We start from the raw sequence: 13,711 nt of genomic DNA on the forward strand, positions 1-13,711 counted from the left end.
AGTTTCTCCTTTCGCGAGGGTTAAATTGCTTTTAAAATGTGCTCAACCAATTGAGCGTTAAGGCGGCTTTTTGAAAAATTGATCTCGATGTTAAGCTCGTCGACTTCGACACGGATGCCGTCGTACTGAGCCGGAACGAATTCCAAAGCGATGGTCGCACCGACTTTGTTTCCGAGATCACGTGCGATCGAATCTACAGATGCCTGATCGATCACATTGTTACTGTAGATGCGCCCCTGGTACATCCGTTTGGAACGGGCGATCTCGCGTTTTAATTCGCACGCCAAAGCGGGAATCAAAGGAAGGCGACCGTTTTCGGCCAGCAGTTTGACCAGATTGTTGACCACCTCGCTTTTCGCAGGGGCAACCATATCCAGGACAAGTGCCGTTTTCGCTTCACTTTTTACATTGTTGCTGTTCATGATCTGAATGAATTTCTCATTCTTGAACGATTCGGCAACGCCGTTCAAAAGTTCGGAAAGATTTTCAAGAGCGTTTTGATCGCACATGTCGATCAAAGGCTTGGTGTAGCGTTTCGCAATAAGTTCGTACTGCATTTAGGCCACCTTCTTCTTCAAGATTTCGGTCATGGCCTCTTTGCCCAGAGCTTCGCCGCTGCTGTTCATGACGTCGTTCATCACTTCGCTGACGACTTCACGGACCATTTTGCGTTTTTCAAGATCCATCAGCACTTCATTTTGTTTTTGAATTACTTCAAGATCCTGCTCGCACTGAGCCAAAATTTTGTCGCTCAAAATTTTGTTCTCTTTTTTGGCGCTTTCGCTCAGCTCGTTCGCAAAGCGAACCGCTTCGTCGACTTTATGCTCCGCGGCTTCTTTAAGACGTTTCGATTCGCGCAGACGCTCCTGTACTTTGTCCAGTTCTTCTGCGATTGCCGCACTGCGACCCGAAAAATAATTTTTTACCGGTTCAGCCAGAATGTAATAAAGAATTCCGGCGAAAATCAGGAAGTTAACCGTTCGCTGAACGATATCCGTAGAACCCTCCGCCGCAGCTTCCGATCCAAAAAGATAGGCGCCCAGCATCAGTACCGTTACGATAATTTTACTCATGGCGTCCCTCAAATTTGATTTAGTTTTGCTGATACAGCGGATTGGAAAGCAGGAACTTCGTTTTTCAACGATTCCGTCAATCGCGCACGCTCTTGCGAGAGTGCTTCTTCGAACTTCGTGTACTCAAGTGCCAGTTCAGCACGCTTTGCCTCAATTTTGCTATTTGCCAGCGCTTTGGCCTCAGCAATAACTTTTTCTCTTAATGCCGCAGCTTCCAGTTTGGCATCACTCATAATCTTTTCCGCTTTGGCGTGGAATGCGGCGATTTCGGAATCGTTGCTGCCAACTTGTTCCAAATCGTGTTTAATATCCGCATCCCGTTTTTCCATATAATTGAAAAGAGGATTGTAAAGCAAACTGTTTAGTACGGCAATAAGGACAAGGAAGACAATCAGTGTGCTGCCAAGCAGCATCGGACTTATATCTAACATACCACCTCCTAAAAGTTGCGTGATTATACAACTACTAAATTGAAGGGACAGTTAAACGCCGGCTGATATTAGGAAAGTAGGTCTAAAAATGATTCAATTTGGGCATTATTTTCAAATTCGATGGTCAATTTGTCACCTTTGGTGCCACATTTATAACCAAACTCGCCCAAACGCTTTTTGAGGGCTGAAAAATCAAGCGCCGAAGTTGATGGCACGGCCGCCGGTGCAGAGGGGCCTTTGATTTTTTTGACCATCGTTTCGACATCGCGTACACTGAGTTTCTGCCCGATGATCGAATCGATCATCATCGCCTGTTCCGCAGGTTCCAGCCCGACAATCACTTTTGCGTGTCCCGCCGTGATTTTTCCCTCCGCAAGCGCTTTGCGCCCTTTTTCTCCGAGTTGGAGCAGACGAAGGGTATTGGTTATCTGTGCGCGGCTTTTATGCACCGTCTGGGAAAGCTGATCGTGGGTGAGCTCATGAATTTCGATCAGTTCCTGGTATGCCTGCGCCAGATCGATCGGGTTGAGCTCGTCACGCTGGATGTTTTCGATCAGCGCATGCTGGCGCATCTGTTCGTCGCTAACCGAGACAACGATCGCCTTGATCGTTTTGGTCTTGGCGAGTTTACTGGCGCGCAACCGGCGTTCGCCGGCAATCAGTACGTACCCGTCCAGGTCTTCTTTGACAACAATGGGCTGCAGCAGGCCGTGGGTTTTGATCGACTCGGAGAGTTCGGAGAGCGATTCGGCATCGAAGTGTTTTCGGGGCTGATACGGGTTCGGACGGATTTTAACGATCGGGAGTTCTTCGACTCCCCCTTTTTTCGGCAGTTCGTTTTCGTACGCTTCTTCGATTTCGCTGAGCAGCGCTCCAAGACCCCGACCGAGTGCAGATGCTTTCGCCATGATGCTCCTTTTAAGCGATAATGGCGTGCGCCAACTCTTGATACGCTACCGAACCGCTCGATTTTACGTCGTATAGAATGGCCGGTTTCCCGAAACTCGGAGACTCCGCCAGTTTGACGTTACGCGGGATAACGATAAAATCGTCGCTCGGCGATTTAAAGAGTTTCCCCTGAAAATGCTGTCGAAGATCGGCAAACACCTGCCGGGAAAGGTTATTCTGCGCACTGTACATCGTCGGCAAAAACCCTTTGATCGTCAGTTTCGGATTGATCGTCTTGCGCACCAGCTTGACCGTGTTAAGTAGCTGTGCCAGTCCTTCGAGCGCAAAAAACTCGCACTGGATCGGGATAATTACCGAATTGGACGCCGAAAGGGCGTTGATCGTCATCGGCCCAAGAGCCGGCGGAGAATCGATAATGATATAGTCATAGTCGTCTTTGACCTGCGCAATGGCACGTTTGAGAATCAACTCACGCCCTTTGGCGTTTCCGGCATCGTAATACTCTTTTTCGACCCCGACAAGCCCGATATTCGAAGGGGCCAGGAAAAGTTTGGGCAACGACGTTTTCAGGATGATTTCCCGAAGCTTTTTCGCCCCGATGAGTACATGATAGATGTTAAACTCGTAATTGTTGCGATGATATCCGAGCGACGTGGTGGCGTTGGCCTGCGGATCGGCATCGATCAAAAGAACTTTTTTTTCGGCAACCGCCAAGGATGCGGCGAGATTGACCGCGGTCGTCGTTTTTCCGACGCCCCCTTTTTGATTAGCAATGACAATAACTTCACTCATCGTAAACTGAATATCCTTTGACCTTTGCACATTAATGAGCCGTCGTCCAGCAACACCGCCTCATCCAACGCCATTCTACCCTCTTCATAATGGGTAAAAAACTCTCTACTATGCTCAAATTCTAACTGGTATTTACTAAAAATCTGCTTCCATGAAGGCAAATTTTCAAACATTTCGCAATACATTTTTGTTAAATTGTATGGTAAGACGGTAATATCGATTGTTCCGAACCCCTCAGGCGCAGAGACGAGATTCATCCCGATTCCGCAGACAATGTCCTCTCCCACGATGTTCGTTATCACCCCGCCTATTTTGTGCCGGTCCAGATAAAAATCGTTCGGCCACTTCAGCCACACGCCCGATCCCATCCCCGCCAGGACCTCTTTCATCAAAAAAGCCATATAAATCGAAGCCGATTCGATTTTCAGATCCGACGGCAGCTGCGCGCGCGCAACGGCAAGCGAAATGAAAAGGTTCCCCTTTTCTCCTATCCATCGGTTACCGCGCGATCCGCTGCCGTCGCTTTGAAACGATGCCCCGACGCAAACCGGAGCGGCCGCCCTCCCCGCCTTGAGCTCTTCGACGAGGTAAACCTGGGTCGATCCGAGTGATTCAAACCAGCGTATTTCCACGCGCGATCCGTTTTCCGTTGAGATAATCGACGGCGGAAGCTTCCTGTTTCGAAGGGGCCTGAACCGTAAAAATCCGTAATTTCCCTTTCCGGCACGCCACGACTATGCTCTCTTTATCGACCGCGACGATTTCTCCGGGCGTTCCGGACCCTTCAGCCGCCTCAAGCGCCATCTTCTTGATCTTCAGCCCCGACTCGAGATAAATTCCCGGCCACGGGGTGAATGCACGATAACGGTTATAGATCTCTTCCGCATCGGTAAAATCGATCAGCCCTTCGGCTTTGGTGATTTTGCGGCAATGGGTCGCTTCCGCATCGTTTTGGGGCAGCGCCGTGTGGCGGTCCCATCGGCGGACAACGTCCAATGTCAGTTCAACGGCCGTATCGGTCAGTCTCGCATACAGCGATTCGACCATCTCGTCGGGGCCGATGGGGATTTTACGGACATCGATGATCGATCCGGTATCGAGCCCCTCGTCCATCCACATTGCCGTAATCCCCGTTTGGGCATCGTTGTTGAGCAGACTCTGCTGTATCGGACTCGCCCCCCGGTATGCGGGGAGAATCGAAGCGTGGAGATTAATGCAGGGGACGTATTCAAGAATCTCTTTGGGGAGAATCTGCCCGTAAGCTGCGACCACAATCAGGTCGCATGGAATCGTCGTAAATTCCGCGACCGTTTGCGGGTCTCTGAGACGTCCGGGCTGAATGACCCGTATGCCGGCTTCCTCTGCCAGCACCTTGACCGGAGAGGCGGTCAATACCGCTTTTCGCCCGACAGGCTTATCAGGCTGGGTATAAACGGCCTGTACCTCGATATCGGAAGCATCGAGAAGTCCCTTGAGGATTTCCGCCGCGTAATCGGGCGTCCCCATAAAGACGATACGGATCATGCGTCCCCTTCGTAGGCTTTAAAAAGGCTCCCCCCTTTGTGGGTCTCCTCCATCAGGAAGCTGCGGACGTCGCCAAGTTCGAAGCCGCTGGCGAGAAACATTGCCCCACCCCGCTTCAACAGGAAATCGGCCGCTTTGAGTTTCGTGACAATTCCGCCGGTTGCGAAATTGTGGTTCGGGTTAACCTCCATCGCCAGTTCATTGGGAGTGATAAATTCGATCCGCGAGCGCACTTTCGCGTCGGGATTGCCGCGCGGGTCTTTGTCATAATAAGCATCGATGTCAGAGAGGATCACGAGCAGATCCGCCCCGAAATGGTAGGCCGCGTAGGCCGAAAGCTGATCGTTGTCTCCGAGGACGAGTTCTTCGGTGGCCGTCGCGTCGTTTTCGTTAATGACGGGAACGACGTTGTGCTTCAGCAGCGTTTCGATCGTGTCTTTGGCTTTTTGGGACTCTTCACGGGTATTGAAATTTGCCGCGGTCACCAGAACCTGGGAGGGGAGTATCCCGTGCGGATCGAAAAGTTTGCGGTATTTGTTCATCAGAATCGGCTGTCCGATCGAAGCGAGGGCCTGCTTGTTGGCAAGCACTTTTTTATCGAGTTTGAGCTCGGTATACCCTGCGGCCACGGCGCCCGAAGAGACGAGAATGACTTCGTATTTCGTTTTGAGCTCGGCAATCAGATCAACGAGATTTTGCATCCGGTCTTTCGCGAGGCGGTTTTGTTCGGTGAGAACCGCACTGCCGACTTTGACGACAATCCGCTTCATGTTTAGCGCTCCGTTACGATCAGATGATAAAGGGCGTAGGTCAACGGCTTGATGTTCAAATGAACGGCCGAGGAAATGGGAGCGACAAAAGCCGGCTTCGAAGGATCGTAAAACTCTTTTTCGAAGTGTTCTTGTTCGAAGACGGGATACCCTTCGTCAAATCCGAAACGGCTTTTCTGAACCGGAGAGAGGCCTAGCATAGCAAGAAAGGCGCTGCTCTTTTCTACCGCTTCTTCAGGGCTCATGGCATCGGCGCGTGTCAACGCGATCGCGTAGTTGCGTTCGGCCAGCAGGGGAGAAAACTTCTCGAGTTCTTCTTTGAGCGTCTGGTACTGATACTCCATTTCGAGGTAGGAAGCCAGGTCGATCATAAACAAAAGAGTTTTGGTCCGCTCGATGTGGCGTAAAAACTTCAGTCCGAGCCCTTTTCCTTCGGAAGCGCCGCCGATAATACCGGGAATATCGGCCATGATGTACGAATCGAAATCACCGACGTTGATTTGGCCCAGTTTCGGGGTGAGCGTCGTAAACTCGTAATTGGCAACTTCGGGACGCGCGTTCGAGACCGTGGAAATAAGGGTCGATTTTCCGACGTTCGGAAACCCGACGAGCCCCACGTCCGCGATAAGTTTGAGATCAAGTTTCACGATCCGCGTCACCCCCGGCTCGCCGGGCTGAGCGTACATCGGACGCTGGTTGGTGGAGGATTTGAAATGGACGTTCCCCAATCCCCCTTTTCCCCCCTGAAGGAAAAGGACTTCCTTTCCGTCTTCGAGCAGGTCTAATACTACTTCGCCCGTTTCGACATCCACGACCTGGGTACCGGGAGGTACCGTAATAACGAGTTTCTGTCCCGATTTACCGGCCATATTCGATCCCATCCCGGGCCGCCCGTTTTCGGCTTTTAGGTTCTTGTTCCCCTGGAAATGGGCAAGTGTGTGGGTATTGTTGTCGACTTTAAAATAGACATCCCCGCCGCGACCGCCGTCACCGCCGTTCGGACCGCCCTGAATGACGAATTTTTCCCGACGGAAGGCAACACACCCTGCTCCCCCTTTTCCGGATGAGACGGTAAGTTCTACGCTATCGCTAAACATCGATGTTCCTTTTGAGTAATCAGCCCCTGAACGTTGCGGGGCTCACGGTTTCTAATCATTCGCTTAATATTGGACTTTTCTTTTTCTACCGTTTACGCGTTACATCGCATTAGGCCAAAGTACACCGTTAAGAAAATAGATTTTACAGGATTTGGGAAAAAACTACCAGGGACATCGGGCCGAAGCCCGACATTTTAAAGAAATTTATGCAGCGGGGATAACAGAAACCTGTTTGCGTTTTTTGTCTTTGCGTTCGAACGCTACGACACCGTCTACCAACGCGTACAGAGTGTGGTCTTTACCCATACCGATGTTTTTGCCGGGGTGTACTTTCGTACCACGCTGACGGATAATGATGTTACCCGCTCTTACGAATTCTCCGCCGTATTTTTTGACACCAAGTCTGCGACCAGCTGAGTCACGGTTATTCTGGGTACTACCCATCCCTTTCTTGTGAGCCATTGTGTTCTCCTCTTAATTTTCTGAAATTAAATGAAATTTACGCGGCGATCTTCGTGATACGAACGCGTGTGTGATCTCTACGGAAACCACGTTTGAGTTTGCTGTCTTTACGGCGGCGTTTTTTGTAGATCACGACTTTGCGGTCACGACCTTCATTGATAACTTCTGCAGTGACGACAGCACCCGCGACAAATGGAGTACCGGTTTTGAGTTCGCCGTTGTTGACGGCAAGAACTTCTGTGATTTCGACGGTGGCTTTAGGTTCAAGACCCATTTTGTCGAACAAAAGGATATCACCCTCTTGAACTTTGTACTGTTTTCCGCCGTTTTTGATAATTGCGTACATTACTGTTCCTTACTTTACAAGTCTACAAAAAGTGGCGAATTGTAGCCGAACTTTATTTAAGCTTAGATTAAAGCGATCGCATCGATCTCTACAAGAGCGTTTTTCGGTAGCGTTTTGACCGCAACGGTGGAACGTGCGGGCTTGTGATTCCCGAAAGCCGCCGCATAAAGTTCGTTTACCGCGACAAAATCATCCATATTGTCCAAAAAAATGGTCGTTTTGACGACTTTATCCAGCGAACTGCCCGCCGCTTCGAGAACCGCTTTGAGATTGGCAAGGACCTGCGTACACTGCGCTTTCACGTCTCCTTCCACCATCTCTCCGCTGGGTTTGAGGGCGATTTGCCCCGACGTGAAGACCATGCCGTTGGCGATCATCGCCTGGGAATACGGCCCGATAGCCGCCGGAGCGTTCGGTGTCTGAACTATTTGCATCGTTTTCCTTTTATTTCTTGTATTTTCGTAGAGCGTCGTTCAAAATCGACTGGTAGTCCTCGGTCGGCCAATACCCCGGCATCGAGTGAAGGACTTTCCCGTTAGGATCGAGAAAATAACTCATCGGTACCATTTTGGCGGTCAGATTTTTGGGGTAAATACTTTTGTCGCGCGTAACGTGTACCGCGGCGAATTTACCGTTGATCGTCGAAATAATCCCATCGTCTTCCAGCGTCGTCGCCTCGAGTTTACGGCACCAGCGGCACTGTTCGGTCGTGATGATGACCAGCATCGGTTTGGACTCTTTTTTCGCCTTTGCCTGAGCTTCGGCGTAGTTTGCGTTCCAGTTGATCTCGGCCCCCATCAGACAAAGCGGGAGTGCGAGCCATAAGGCAATTTTTTTCATGGCCTTTTCCTTTTGGATTTTAAAGCGCCATTGTAGCAAAAAACTGTGTTATACTCGATAGCATGAAAGCGTTACGTCATTCTTTGTTTGAAGCGATCGGCGATCTCGAAACACGGGCGGTTACCATACGTCACGAACTCCATTCTCACCCGGAGCTGTCGGGAAAAGAGGAAAAGACCAAATATTTTCTCAAAGGGATTCTCGAGGCCGAAGGTATCGATGTATTCGGCTTCGAAGGCCATCACGGGCTCGTCGCCCAGATTACCGTCGATCCCGCGAAACCGTACGTGGCATTGCGCGCGGACATGGACGCGCTCCCGATCGAGGAACGCAATGCGCTCCCTTACGCATCGCGTGAAAAAGGGGTGATGCACGCATGCGGGCACGACGCCCACACGGCGATCGTACTGGGAACGGCACTGGCGCTGAACCGAATGCGGGACAAACTGAGCGGGAACGTACGGTTTATTTTTCAACCCGCAGAAGAGGTCATGGAAGGAGGAAGTTCCCAGATGATCGAGGACGGATGCCTGGATAACGTCAGTGCGATCTTCGGTCTCCATGCCTATCCCTATCTGCCGACGGGAAAGATAGGATATAAAAAAGGGGTGATGCTCGCCTCCGCCGATACCTTCGAAATCGAGATCTTCGGCCGAAGTTCACATGCCGCCCGCCCCCATGAAGGAGTTGATGCGATTCTTGTTACATCGATGGCCGTCAACTCCCTCAACCATATCGTCTCCCGTCAAATCGACCCGCTCCATCCAGCCGTCATTTCACTGGGAACGATCGAAGGGGGACGCGCGCCCAACGTCATCTGCGACCACGTCCGACTTCGCGGGACAGTCCGTACCGTCAACCACGACGTACGGCGACGTATTCCCGAAATGATGGAGATCTCCGTGAAAGGAATCTGCCAGTCGATGCACGCCGACTACCGCTTCCGTTACGATTTCGGTACTCCCGAAGTGCGAAACGACGACGCGATGGTCGATTTTCTCGTACGGGAAGCCTCGTCGCTCCTGGGAAGCGAAAACTGCATCGACCTCGTCGATCCCGTCATGGGAGGGGAAGATTTCGGACGTTACCTCGAAAAAGTTCCGGGCGCTTTTTTCCGCCTCGGGACCTGCAATGAGATTAAAGGGACCTGCGTGGCGCAGCACAACAGCCGCTTTAACGTTGACGACGACGCCCTTGCGGTCGGAATGAAAGTGCTGGGGTTGCTGGCGCTGGGGAGCATGTAATGGCCTCCTCTCACCCCGAGGATACGGTAGAAATCGCCGTACGGGCGTTCATCCCTTCGGATGCGGAGGGGATTTCGCAGCTTATCCGGCGCAATTACGGCGACACCTACCACAAACGTTTTGCATACGATCCCGATGCGATACGGCAAATGAACGAATCGGGCCGTATCGCATCGGTCGTGGCCCATTACTACGAAACCGTCATCGGCCATTTCGCGCTGATCCCCTCAGCAAGCTCTTCGATTGCCGAAATCGGGATCGCCGCCGTCGATCCGGCGTTCAAACATCTGGGGGTGATGAACCGGATGTTCGATCTGCTCTGCTCGCTTGCCGGGTCCATGCGGCTCAACGCCCTCTACGGCGAAGCGATCATGCTCCACCCTTTCAGCCAGAGGGCCAATCTCCATCACGGGATGACCGAAACCGCCGTACTCCTGGGAGAAGTCCCCTCGACCATCGAAATCGAGCACCGCTACAAAGACGCTCAACGCAGCGGAGCAATGGTTTCGTATCTGTTTTTCGACCGCGACGAACGTTCACTGGTACTTCCCGAACGGTATCGCGCAATCATCGCCGCCACCTATGAACGCGCGAAGCTCCCCTTCAACGAGACGCCGATCCTTCCGGCCGGGGGTTCGGCTGCCGCGTACCGTTACAACGGCGCATTGGAAATCGGATCGCTCCTCATCGATACCCCCCTCTGTGCGGAAGATTTAGAAAGTGCCCTCGACGCACTCTTGTCTGAAGGCTGTGCGATGATCTATGCCGACATCAATCTTCAACGGTTTGGGAACATCGATGAAACGGTAGAGCTGCTTAACCGCAGCGGATTTTTTTATGCGGGGGTGATGTATTCGCTGCACCGGGGTCAGGATTATCTGCGCCTCCAGCGGAAAAATACGCGTAACGTCGACGAAGAACGGCTTCATTGCTATTCGGCATTCGGAAAATATCTGCTGGAGTTCATCCTGGAGGACGAACGGCGTATCAGTATGTCCGGATAACTTCGGAGAAAACCTCGCAGAGTTTCACGACCTCATCGATCGACGTCCGTTCGTTCGGGGCGTGGATCGTATCGTTCTTCACACCGAATTCGATGACATCGATCCCGTAATCGGCAATGAAACGGGCATCGGAAGTCCCTCCCGCGGTTGAATGTTTGGGTCGGATTCCCGTCACTTTTTCGATCGATGCGTCGAGGGTACGAACGATCCGGGTATCGGCGTTGGTGACAAAAGGCTTCGCCGACTGGTCGAGCTTGAGAGTATAGTTCATCTCTTTGAAATAGCGGTGGACAAAGTTCTCGACATCTTCCATCGTCGTTTTGGTCGAGTTGCGGATATTGAACATCAGCTTGAGCTTTCCGGGGGTGACGTTGGTCACCTCCATTCCGGCACGGATATCGGTAACGACGAATTTGCTGGGAGCAAAATACTCGTCCCCCTCATCCAGATCGACCCCAGCGATATGGGGGAGAACGTGGGCAACTTTATGGATCGGGTTGGTCGCTTTTTCGGGATACGCCGCATGCCCCTGTTTCCCGTGTTTTTCGATGACGCCGTTGATCGAACCGCGACGGCCCACCTTGATCGCGTCACCGAAGCGCTCTTCGCAGGTCGGTTCGGCGACAATCGCCGCATCGGGAAGCATGTCATGGGCCTGAAGGTATTTGAGCACTTCGAGGGTTCCGTACTTGGCCGGCCCCTCTTCATCCGAAGTGAGAAGCACGGAGAGGGTGCCGTTGAACGTCCGGGTCTCTTTGAGCGCCTGTACGAACGCGGCGACCCCGCTTTTCATGTCCTGAGCCCCGCGCGCGTAGATATACCCCTCTTTTTCGGTCGCGACGAAAGGATCACTCTCCCATCCTTCTCCCGGAGGGACCACGTCGACATGCCCCGCAAAGCACAAATGGGGACCTTCTCCGAAACGGCGATAGGCAAAAAGGTTCTTAACCTCTTCGCGGTCGATCCGGACGAAGGTGAACCCCTCAAGATACCCTTCGAGAAAATTGAAAATTCCTCCGTCTTCGGGGGTGACGCTGCGCGATTCGAGCAGTTTTTTAAAGAGTTTGATGACGTCCAATGCTATCCCTTACAACTGCGTCTCGTATTCCAGACGCAAACCTTGAGGCGTCATTATAAGTCCTCTTGGTTTGATTTTGCCTTCAGCGATCCGCGCACGGTCTTTTTCACAAAGCGGTATCAGGTTGTGATGCGCCCCTCCCGTTCCGACCGTTTTGGCATTTCGGATCAATGCCCCGCAAATGACGCATTCGCAAGCACTTACCTCGCGATAACGCTTGATGTACTCTTTTTGATGGGCCAGTTCGAGGACATCGTACTCTTTGGCCAGGTGTTCCCTCAGGCGCTTGGCATTGTCGAGAAAACGGCGGTCCATGTGCAACGATTCGGCGAATTCGAGTCCGTAGACGCTGCTTCCCCTCCCCGGTTTGAGAATGCGGTCGTATACCAGCCGGTCAGCGGTTTCATCGTAATGAACGCTCAGGTGAAGGCTCACCACTTCCCTCAAACGGCTAAGTTCGGGGATCATGGAGAGCTGGTGCAGATGGGTCGTCATCAGGAAAAGGGCACCCCTGCTCTGAAGCTCGATAATCGTGGATGCGACGATCGCCACCGCCGAGAGCGTCTCGGTGCCGTGGCTGATTTCATCTCCCAAAACCAGTGAGCGGGAAGTGGAGCGGCTGAAAATCGTATTAAGCTCGAGCATCTCCACCCCGAACGTCGAAAGTGATTTGGCGACGTTGTCGCGCGACATGATACGGGTATAAACGCCATCGAAGAGTGCAAATTTCATCGACCTCGCCGGCACGAAAAAACCCGCCTGCGCAAGGACTGCCGAGATACCGATGCTTTTCATCAACGACGATTTGCCGCTGGAGTTGATTCCGTACAGCAAAACGCCCCGCACATTCGCCCCGTCATGCACGCGGGAGTCGAGCATAACGGTCTGCGGATAAGGCAAATCGAGATAGTCCCGTTCTCCCATCACGATGTCATTGGGAACGTAGGCAATCCCCTGCAGTTCGACCAGCAGATGCCGCAGCCCCATCGCCTGGAAAAACGCTTCGTTCGCATCCGGCACGATCGTGGGCCGAGTCAGACCGTAGTTTTGGGCGTTGTGCGCCGACTCGACCGCGACGTCAAGCTGGGCAATCCACCCGCTGAGCGCATGCATACGGGGTATCCGTTCGCCGATCCACTCGCGCTTGGCGTACAAGTGCATGGCCTCTTCCCAGCCTTCAAACCAAATCTCCTCGGGCAACAGCAACACGACTTTATGGCGCACCAGATAATCGCGGATGGCCCTGAGCCGGGCAATCGCATCAAGCAGCTGCACAACGTTTTGATCCGACGCTTTGCGATTCTGGCAATGCCACCAGAGCAACTCGATATCCCCGATCTCCCGCAGACGCTCCCGCAACCATGCCGCATGAGGGCGCGCCGCCTCGATCCAATCGTACCGCTGCCCCAGCTCGACCGCATCGCGGATGGGCAAAAACAGCCTGAATCGCCCCAGCCTCTTTCCCATCGGAGTGCTCATCGTCAACATCACTTTCGAAATACTGGGCATCTTGGAATCGGGAGAAATCATTTCAAGCTGTTCGAGGGCATTATTCCCCAATTCCATCAATACCGAAGTATCGAGAATCGAGGGAACCGCATACGGAACGCCTTCTTGTGATGAGAGCATTTCCTGCGAAAGCAGCGACAATGCCTGGGCGCACAGAGGCCTCTGCTCCAGCGACAGATGTTCAATGGGGGTCAGAAGCGATTCGATCGCAAACGCTTCCCGGAAGAGCCTGTTTTGCTCTTCGCTATCAAAACATGCCGTGACGTACCGGCTTTCGAACATCGAAAAATTAGGTTTGATCTCTTCGAAATAGCGCGCTTCGCTCGCTCCGATGATGACACGGCCGCATCCGATCACAAACAGCAGGTGGAGTGCCCGGTCGATCACCGCATAGGGATGGGCCGGGTCCGAGGGGATTTCACACAGCCATCCTTTCATACCATAGGGTTCGCTCATGGCGATTCCGACGGCATAGCCGCCGACGTTCCTGTCGATGTAGAGCGAGGCGTAAGGTTCTGAAATCATTGCGTTATCCCTTCACAATAAAGAATGGTACGTGTTTAACTTTAGTTTTAGTAAGAATGGGGTTATAATCGCACATTTATACTCCATTCTAATCATTAGGATAATCT

At 52.3% G+C, this 13,711-nt stretch carries 17 protein-coding genes; 2 read left to right on the top strand and 15 right to left on the bottom strand.

Annotated features, from left to right (window positions below; all coding sequences use genetic code 11):
- Positions 1-20 precede the first annotated feature (20 nt).
- The 13 genes from E0765_RS01925 to E0765_RS01985 all read right to left on the bottom strand — a co-directional run bounded on the left by E0765_RS01925 (position 21) and on the right by E0765_RS01985 (position 8,244).
- Complete coding sequence (locus tag E0765_RS01925; RefSeq protein ID WP_132811528.1) at positions 21-557, bottom strand: F0F1 ATP synthase subunit delta; 537 nt, start codon at positions 555-557, stop codon at positions 21-23.
- Entirely contained in the window at positions 558-1,073 is a 516-nt protein-coding gene (locus E0765_RS01930) for a F0F1 ATP synthase subunit B (RefSeq protein ID WP_132811529.1), read from the bottom strand.
- Positions 1,074-1,081: 8 nt separating this feature from the next.
- Positions 1,082-1,504, bottom strand: coding sequence for a F0F1 ATP synthase subunit B' (locus tag E0765_RS01935; RefSeq protein WP_132811530.1), 423 nt, complete (start codon positions 1,502-1,504; stop codon positions 1,082-1,084).
- 68 nt (positions 1,505-1,572) lie between these two features.
- On the bottom strand, positions 1,573-2,412 hold the full coding sequence (locus tag E0765_RS01940; protein ID WP_132811531.1) for a ParB/RepB/Spo0J family partition protein: 840 nt from the start codon (positions 2,410-2,412) through the stop codon (positions 1,573-1,575).
- A gap of 10 nt (positions 2,413-2,422) precedes the next feature.
- Positions 2,423-3,205, bottom strand: coding sequence for a ParA family protein (locus E0765_RS01945; RefSeq protein WP_132811532.1), 783 nt, complete (start codon positions 3,203-3,205; stop codon positions 2,423-2,425).
- Entirely contained in the window at positions 3,202-3,837 is a 636-nt protein-coding gene (locus tag E0765_RS01950; protein WP_132811533.1) for a biotin--[acetyl-CoA-carboxylase] ligase, read from the bottom strand. The genes E0765_RS01945 and E0765_RS01950 overlap by 4 nt, the downstream gene beginning before the upstream one ends.
- Entirely contained in the window at positions 3,818-4,729 is a 912-nt protein-coding gene (gene fmt, locus E0765_RS01955; protein WP_255417816.1) for a methionyl-tRNA formyltransferase, read from the bottom strand. Before fmt ends, E0765_RS01950 begins: the two co-directional genes overlap by 20 nt.
- A complete protein-coding gene (gene proB, locus E0765_RS01960; RefSeq protein WP_132811534.1) occupies positions 4,726-5,499 on the bottom strand; it encodes a glutamate 5-kinase in 774 nt (257 codons plus the stop codon). Before proB ends, fmt begins: the two co-directional genes overlap by 4 nt.
- 2 nt (positions 5,500-5,501) lie before the next feature.
- Entirely contained in the window at positions 5,502-6,596 is a 1,095-nt protein-coding gene (obgE, locus tag E0765_RS01965; RefSeq protein ID WP_132811535.1) for a GTPase ObgE, read from the bottom strand.
- Positions 6,597-6,800: 204 nt separating this feature from the next.
- Positions 6,801-7,058, bottom strand: a complete 258-nt coding sequence (gene rpmA, locus E0765_RS01970) for a 50S ribosomal protein L27 (RefSeq protein ID WP_132811536.1) — start codon at positions 7,056-7,058, stop codon at positions 6,801-6,803.
- Between the two features lie 37 nt (positions 7,059-7,095).
- Positions 7,096-7,404, bottom strand: a complete 309-nt coding sequence (rplU, locus tag E0765_RS01975; RefSeq protein WP_132811537.1) for a 50S ribosomal protein L21 — start codon at positions 7,402-7,404, stop codon at positions 7,096-7,098.
- A gap of 62 nt (positions 7,405-7,466) precedes the next feature.
- Positions 7,467-7,838: a RidA family protein gene (locus E0765_RS01980; protein ID WP_132811538.1), complete on the bottom strand. Its 372-nt coding sequence runs from the start codon at positions 7,836-7,838 to the stop codon at positions 7,467-7,469.
- 10 nt (positions 7,839-7,848) lie between these two features.
- Positions 7,849-8,244, bottom strand: coding sequence for a DUF255 domain-containing protein (locus E0765_RS01985; protein ID WP_132811539.1), 396 nt, complete (start codon positions 8,242-8,244; stop codon positions 7,849-7,851).
- Positions 8,245-8,306: 62 nt separating this feature from the next.
- Here E0765_RS01985 and E0765_RS01990 point away from each other — a divergent pair, with 62 nt between their 5' ends.
- Together E0765_RS01990 and E0765_RS01995 are read left to right on the top strand one after the other, a co-directional pair.
- Positions 8,307-9,488, top strand: a complete 1,182-nt coding sequence (locus E0765_RS01990; protein WP_132811540.1) for an amidohydrolase — start codon at positions 8,307-8,309, stop codon at positions 9,486-9,488.
- On the top strand, positions 9,488-10,492 hold the full coding sequence (locus tag E0765_RS01995) for a GNAT family N-acetyltransferase (RefSeq protein ID WP_132811541.1): 1,005 nt from the start codon (positions 9,488-9,490) through the stop codon (positions 10,490-10,492). Before E0765_RS01990 ends, E0765_RS01995 begins: the two co-directional genes overlap by 1 nt.
- On the opposite strand, the gene dapE is transcribed toward E0765_RS01995, so the two are convergent.
- Positions 10,476-11,570: a succinyl-diaminopimelate desuccinylase gene (dapE, locus tag E0765_RS02000; RefSeq protein WP_132811542.1), complete on the bottom strand. Its 1,095-nt coding sequence runs from the start codon at positions 11,568-11,570 to the stop codon at positions 10,476-10,478. The genes E0765_RS01995 and dapE overlap by 17 nt on opposite strands.
- Positions 11,571-11,579: 9 nt before the next feature.
- Positions 11,580-13,604 carry a hypothetical protein gene (locus E0765_RS02005; protein WP_132811543.1) on the bottom strand — a complete coding sequence of 675 codons (2,025 nt, stop codon included), beginning with the start codon at positions 13,602-13,604 and terminating at the stop codon, positions 11,580-11,582.
- Between the last annotated feature and the right edge of the window lie 107 nt (positions 13,605-13,711).

Source organism: Sulfuricurvum sp. IAE1, assembly GCF_004347735.1.
In the GTDB taxonomy this organism is placed as follows: Bacteria; Campylobacterota; Campylobacteria; order Campylobacterales; family Sulfurimonadaceae; genus Sulfuricurvum.

Excerpts from the sequence above, each read along its gene's own strand:
- E0765_RS01925 (WP_132811528.1), bottom strand. The coding sequence starts at position 557 with ATGCAGTACGAACTTATTGCGAAACGCTACACCAAGCCTTTGATCGAC.
- E0765_RS01930 (WP_132811529.1), bottom strand. The coding sequence starts at position 1,073 with ATGAGTAAAATTATCGTAACGGTACTGATGCTGGGCGCCTATCTTTTT.
- E0765_RS01935 (WP_132811530.1), bottom strand. The coding sequence starts at position 1,504 with ATGTTAGATATAAGTCCGATGCTGCTTGGCAGCACACTGATTGTCTTC.
- E0765_RS01940 (WP_132811531.1), bottom strand. The coding sequence starts at position 2,412 with ATGGCGAAAGCATCTGCACTCGGTCGGGGTCTTGGAGCGCTGCTCAGC.
- E0765_RS01945 (WP_132811532.1), bottom strand. The coding sequence starts at position 3,205 with ATGAGTGAAGTTATTGTCATTGCTAATCAAAAAGGGGGCGTCGGAAAA.
- fmt (WP_255417816.1), bottom strand. The coding sequence starts at position 4,729 with ATGATCCGTATCGTCTTTATGGGGACGCCCGATTACGCGGCGGAAATC.
- proB (WP_132811534.1), bottom strand. The coding sequence starts at position 5,499 with ATGAAGCGGATTGTCGTCAAAGTCGGCAGTGCGGTTCTCACCGAACAA.
- obgE (WP_132811535.1), bottom strand. The coding sequence starts at position 6,596 with ATGTTTAGCGATAGCGTAGAACTTACCGTCTCATCCGGAAAAGGGGGA.
- rpmA (WP_132811536.1), bottom strand. The coding sequence starts at position 7,058 with ATGGCTCACAAGAAAGGGATGGGTAGTACCCAGAATAACCGTGACTCA.
- rplU (WP_132811537.1), bottom strand. The coding sequence starts at position 7,404 with ATGTACGCAATTATCAAAAACGGCGGAAAACAGTACAAAGTTCAAGAG.
- E0765_RS01980 (WP_132811538.1), bottom strand. The coding sequence starts at position 7,838 with ATGCAAATAGTTCAGACACCGAACGCTCCGGCGGCTATCGGGCCGTAT.
- E0765_RS01985 (WP_132811539.1), bottom strand. The coding sequence starts at position 8,244 with ATGAAAAAAATTGCCTTATGGCTCGCACTCCCGCTTTGTCTGATGGGG.
- E0765_RS01990 (WP_132811540.1), top strand. The coding sequence starts at position 8,307 with ATGAAAGCGTTACGTCATTCTTTGTTTGAAGCGATCGGCGATCTCGAA.
- E0765_RS01995 (WP_132811541.1), top strand. The coding sequence starts at position 9,488 with ATGGCCTCCTCTCACCCCGAGGATACGGTAGAAATCGCCGTACGGGCG.
- E0765_RS02005 (WP_132811543.1), bottom strand. The coding sequence starts at position 13,604 with ATGATTTCAGAACCTTACGCCTCGCTCTACATCGACAGGAACGTCGGC.